The following is a 4,790-nucleotide window of genomic DNA, read 5'->3' as shown; positions in this document are numbered from 1 at the left end:
CAAGACCATTCACTTGGACCGCAACCGCCGAAGAGATTCTGGCGAAGGTCCGCCTCGTCCAGACCAGCATCAAGAAGCTCGTTGCAAACAACTCGAAGTGACGCAATCAGGATCACGAGACACTAGTGTCTCGTGATCCTGTTCGTGGAACCTGAGGCTGGTTGGCTCGTTGAGTTGACCATGGATCTCTCTTCTGAACAGATGGCGGAACTACGGCAGTTGGCCGGGTCGCGGGATGTTCCGTCAGATGTGGCGCTTCGTGCACGGATCGTGTTGTGGTCTGGCGAGGGGCGGCGGCGCAAGGACATTGCCGAGCTCGCCGGTGTGGCGCCGCTGACGGTGGACCGCTGCAAGGCCCGCTATGCCGAGCGGGGCCTTGCCGGTTTGGAGGAGAAGCGCCGTGGCGGGCCGCGCACCCAGGTGCCGCCGCGGGTGCGGGCTCGGGTGATCGCTTTGACGAGGATGTCCCCGCCGGCGGAATCGGGCCTGTCGCACTGGTCGACGCGGACGCTGGCCGACCATTTGAAGCGGCGGGAGGGCGTTTCGGTGTCGTGGCATTACATCGCCCGGGTCTGGCGTGAGGAGAATTTGAAGCCGCACCGCTCGGGCACTTTCAAGATCTCGAAGGACCCGGCGTTCGCGGAGAAGGTCGCCGATGTCGTCGGTTTGTACCTGGCCCCGCCCGGTGGCGCCGTGGTGCTGTCGATCGACGAGAAGACGCAGGTGCAAGCCCTGGACCGGACCCAGCCGGTGCTGCCGGTGACCTTCGCGGCCACGGAGAAGCGCACCCACGACTATGTGCGGCACGGCACCACGAACCTGTTCGCCGCACTGAACGTCACGACCGGTGAAGTGCTGGGAGAGTGCAAGCCGAACCGGAACGGAGCGAACTTCCTGGCGTTCATGAAGAAGGCCGTCAAGCCGCATGCGGGGAAGGAAATCCATGTCGTCCTGGACAACCTCTCCACGCACACCACCCCCGACGTGAAGGCGTGGTTGGCGAAAAACCCGCACGTCCACTTCCATTTCACCCCCGTCGGGTCCTCCTGGTTGAACCAGATCGAGATCTGGTTCGGGATCATCACCCGGCAGTCCATCCGCCGCGGCACGTTCGCGAGCGTCAACGTCCTGGTCAAACAGATCCGCGACTACATCAACTCCTGGAACGAAAACGCGAGACCCTTCACCTGGACTGCCACCGCCGACGAGATCCTCGCCAAGGTCCGACTCGTCCAGACCGCGGTGAGGAAACTCGTCAATAACAACTCGAAGTAACGCAATCAGGATCACGAGACACTAGCTAGTACTGGAAGAGTACTTCCGGATTGTTCGGCGAGGGGTCGTCCAGCAGCGGACTGTGGATCCCCTTCAGCGTCTGGTCGAAGAACGCTGTCACGTACTCGCGGGTGATCACCACCCCGCGTTCCGGGGAGAGGGGCGGCGTCGGGAACCCGGCCTCCTCCTCGAGCAGGTCCACGTCGGTGAAGCTGGGGTGGTTGGCGCCGGTGACCGCCAGCCACTTCTTGTAGCCGCCTAGGGCGGCCCAGGCCTGCCCCCAGTTGTCGCCACCGCCGGTCGAGTGGTAGGCGGCCGCACCCAGCATGAGAAACGGCCGGTTGATCTGGCCGGGCATCGGGGCCGGGTGGAAGGTGCCGTCCATGTTCACTCCGGCCCGTACGCGCGGGTCGGCGATCATCGTGGTGGCGGCCGCCGCTCCGCCGATGGAGTGTCCGGCCATGCCGATCTCGTGCTTGTCGATGAGGTGTGCCAGGGGCCACGCGGTATTGCCATGCGTCAACTGGTCGATCACGAAGGACACGTCCAGCGCGCGGCTGGCGGTGACCGTGTCCATGTCGAGGTTCGGGTCATCGCAGATCGCACATGGCGGCGTCTGGCCGTTCGCCAGCGTCTCGCCGCTGTCCTCGTAGGTGTGGCCGACGAGCGCGACGACGTAGCCGTGACTGGCCAGGTCGGTCGCGAGCGAGGTGAGCACCATGCGCGGGTCCCCGAACCCGGGTGAGAGGACCACCAGCGGATGCTTGCCCCTCTGCGGCCGCGCGCCGTCGAAGGCGTGAGTGGTGACGCTGGAAAGGTTCTGCGGGGTGATGCCGGAGCTCGCCGGTATCTTCCCGTGCTGGATGTGTCCGGCTGCCTCGGCGAGGGTCATGTAAGGGGCCGGAGTCCCCGTCCCGGGGACGGCCGGGTAGACCATCGTGACGGTCAGTTGGCGGGGGCCGGATGACGGCACCCACGGGTCGGGACGGCTTGCGTCGGTGAGGTGGATGACGTCCTCGCCGGCGGCGTAGGGGCCGGTCGGCGCAGGGAGCGTGCCTTGGAAGGACCGCGGGGGCGCGGCGGTAGCTGTGGCGGCGGTCGCGTGCACGGTGGAGGGCGGGGTCGTGGCGGCGATTCCGGTGCCGGTTGCGGCCACTGATGCGGCGAGACCCAGGATTGCGACAGCGCTGATACGGCGCTTGCGGTTCGAGGTAGTGTTCACGGGCACGATCCTGCCCGGCCCCGCCCTGACGCTCGATCATGCGGGCTTCCGTCTTGAGGGTGGTGCTGGCTACACCCTGAGATCCCCAGCGGCGCGAGGTTCCCTTCGCCGGCATCGTCGAGCGCCACCTTCGTCTTGGCCTACGACGAACACGACGCCAAGTCCTACCGCTGGACCTATGACGGCAGCCCACTCAAAGCCGCATGAACCCCCGAAGGATCAACGCGGCGCTGCACTAGTCCTGCGAGACATGTTGCTCGCGGGACACGGGCGTGCCGGAACAAGGACCAGCGGTGCGCTGATGATCGTCGGCGCGGTACACGCCCCGGACGCGTTCCTGGCCCTCACCGGTGAGCAGGGCACGGCCACGGTCGCCTATACGTCGACGGAAACCGGCGCGCACGGCATGACGTACAAGCAGTGCTGGATCGATCTGCCGAACGGTGACAACGAGCAACTTCCCCACACCGGACCTTGCCCCGCGCCGGACGGGGCCGCCCTCACAGTCGTCTACTCCCCGCACGGCATCGTCGGCCCGATCATCGGCGCCAAGGGCGACCTGATGTGGTGGTGGGCAGTCGGCTTCCAGCTCGCGGGCATCGGGCTGCTGAGCACGACGGCGGTGCTGACCGTCCGCGACCCGGCCCTGGAGTGGCACCAGCGGCGGGGCTCCGCAGGTCCGGTCAGGAGACCGGAGGCTCGGTCGCGCACGGCCTCGCGGTGGTACCGAAGAAGGCATTGAGCCGTGCCGGGGGCGTGCGTCGGAAGGGGTACGTCGGAAGCGTGCCTGTGGCCTGCTTACCCGGATGGGTCGTCCTTACCCGGGTAGGGCGTCCTTACCCGGGTAGGGCGTCCTTACCCGGGTAGGGCGTCGTCCAGGAGCTGTGGGCCGTTGTTGCGGACGTTGTTGACCGCGAGGGACACCTTGCGGGCGTCGAGACGGCCGGTGGCGGGGGCGGTCAACAGGGCGCGGAGTTCGTCGGGCTCTTCGTGGGCGGGGTCGAGCCAGGTGTCCCAGTCGGCCGGGGCGACGGTCAGCGGCATCCGCGGGTGGACCCGCCCTGCGGCATCGGTCGCATCGGTGGTGATGATGGTGCAGGTCGTCCACCACGCCGCCGGGTCGTCGTCCTCGGCCACCTCCGGGTCGCGCCAGAATTCGTACAGCCCCGCCATCGCCATCACCTGACCGTCCTGCGGGCTGATGAAGTACGGCTGCTTGCGCGCCTTTGCCGTCGAGGTGGCGGGAACGGCCTCCCACTCGTAGAACCCGTCTGCGGGCAGGAGGCAGCGCCGCTTCGCGAACGCGCGCCGATACGCGGGCTTCTCGGCGACGGTCTCCACCCGGGCATTGATCATCTTCGCGCCGACGTTCACGCTCTTCGCCCACGACGGCACCAGCCCCCAGCGCAGCGGGCGCAAGGACCGCACCAATTCGCCGGTCTCGCGGTCGGCACGTTCCAGCACCGACCACACGCCGTCGGTCGGGGCCACGTTCCAGCTGGGCGCCAGGGCTTCCAGCGGATCCCACCGGGCGACCTGGAACAGGTCGACCAAACTCGGCGCGCTGCGGGTGGAGACGTATCTGCCGCACATGCGCCCACACTGCCATGCGATCCCACCCGATGGCAGGGCGGCGTGCCGGGGTCATCGGGTGGGATCGCTGATCCTCAGGTGCATGGCGACAAGTCGCCGTCGCTCGCTCCGCTGAGCAGCAGCTCGCGGGAGGCCGCTGCGCTGAAATCCGGTGTGCTCACAGTGCTGACGCTCAGCCCCGCGACGGGTGCGGTCCTCCCGGTCAGGGCCCGTGGGCGAGGGGCCGGCCCGTCAGTCGAGTTTCGCCTGCGCTGAGATCCCGCCGTCCACTGGCATTGCCGTCCCTGTCACGAAGGACGCCCGGTCGCTGCACAGCCAGGCCGCGGCCTCGACTATCTCCCGCGGTGCGGTCATACGCTTCTGAATCTGCGGTGCGACGAAGGCGTCCTCCAGCTGCGGCATCGCGCGCACAGCTTCGTCGATCATCTCGCTGCGGGTCGTGCCGACCACCAGAGCGTTGACGCGGATGCCGTGCCGGCCATACTCAGCCGCGGCCGCACGCGTGGTGCCCAGCACCGCGTGCTTGGCTGCGACGTAGGGTACGGAAGCGCCGGTCGCGTAACGCCCCGCCGTGCTAATACTGCAACCGCATGTGGGGGTGGTGGCCTCGGCGTTGGTAGTGGCATCTGCGGGCGCGGGCTTGGCTGCGGCGTCGGAAGCGTGACCAGTGCAGATGATGGTCGTTGTCCAGGTGGTGGGG

The 4,790-nt window shown here is 67.6% G+C and carries 5 protein-coding genes; 2 read left to right on the top strand and 3 right to left on the bottom strand.

The features are described from left to right. The first annotated feature begins 132 nt into the window (after positions 1 to 132). Positions 133 to 1,275, top strand: coding sequence for an IS630 family transposase (locus tag QMK24_RS40600; RefSeq protein WP_283471937.1), 1,143 nt, complete (start codon positions 133 to 135; stop codon positions 1,273 to 1,275). Between the two features lie 25 nt (positions 1,276 to 1,300). On the opposite strand, the gene QMK24_RS40595 is transcribed toward QMK24_RS40600, so the two are convergent. After that, the gene (locus QMK24_RS40595; protein ID WP_283471936.1) at positions 1,301 to 2,497 is read right to left on the bottom strand and encodes an alpha/beta hydrolase family protein; all 1,197 of its coding nucleotides are present in this window, start codon (positions 2,495 to 2,497) and stop codon (positions 1,301 to 1,303) included. Between the two features lie 250 nt (positions 2,498 to 2,747). Between QMK24_RS40595 and QMK24_RS40590 the strand changes: the two genes are divergently transcribed. Beyond that, positions 2,748 to 3,239: a hypothetical protein gene (locus QMK24_RS40590; RefSeq protein ID WP_283471935.1), complete on the top strand. Its 492-nt coding sequence runs from the start codon at positions 2,748 to 2,750 to the stop codon at positions 3,237 to 3,239. A gap of 113 nt (positions 3,240 to 3,352) precedes the next feature. Here QMK24_RS40590 and QMK24_RS40585 read toward each other — a convergent pair whose 3' ends face one another. Both QMK24_RS40585 and QMK24_RS40580 read right to left on the bottom strand, forming a co-directional pair. Then, positions 3,353 to 4,090, bottom strand: a complete 738-nt coding sequence (locus tag QMK24_RS40585; protein WP_283471934.1) for an SOS response-associated peptidase — start codon at positions 4,088 to 4,090, stop codon at positions 3,353 to 3,355. Positions 4,091 to 4,321: 231 nt separating this feature from the next. Further along, a partial coding sequence (locus QMK24_RS40580) for an SDR family NAD(P)-dependent oxidoreductase (RefSeq protein WP_283471933.1) occupies positions 4,322 to 4,790 on the bottom strand: 469 nt, incomplete at its 5' end.

This window comes from Streptomyces sp. PH10-H1, from assembly GCF_030063355.1.
In the GTDB taxonomy this organism is placed as follows: Bacteria; Actinomycetota; Actinomycetes; order Streptomycetales; family Streptomycetaceae; genus Actinacidiphila.
This window is presented reverse-complemented; position numbering and strand designations above follow the sequence as displayed.

Coding starts and splice junctions, on each gene's coding strand:
- QMK24_RS40590 (WP_283471935.1), top strand. CDS start 2,748: ATGTTGCTCGCGGGACACGGGCGTGCCGGAACAAGGACCAGCGGTGCG.
- QMK24_RS40585 (WP_283471934.1), bottom strand. CDS start 4,090: ATGTGCGGCAGATACGTCTCCACCCGCAGCGCGCCGAGTTTGGTCGAC.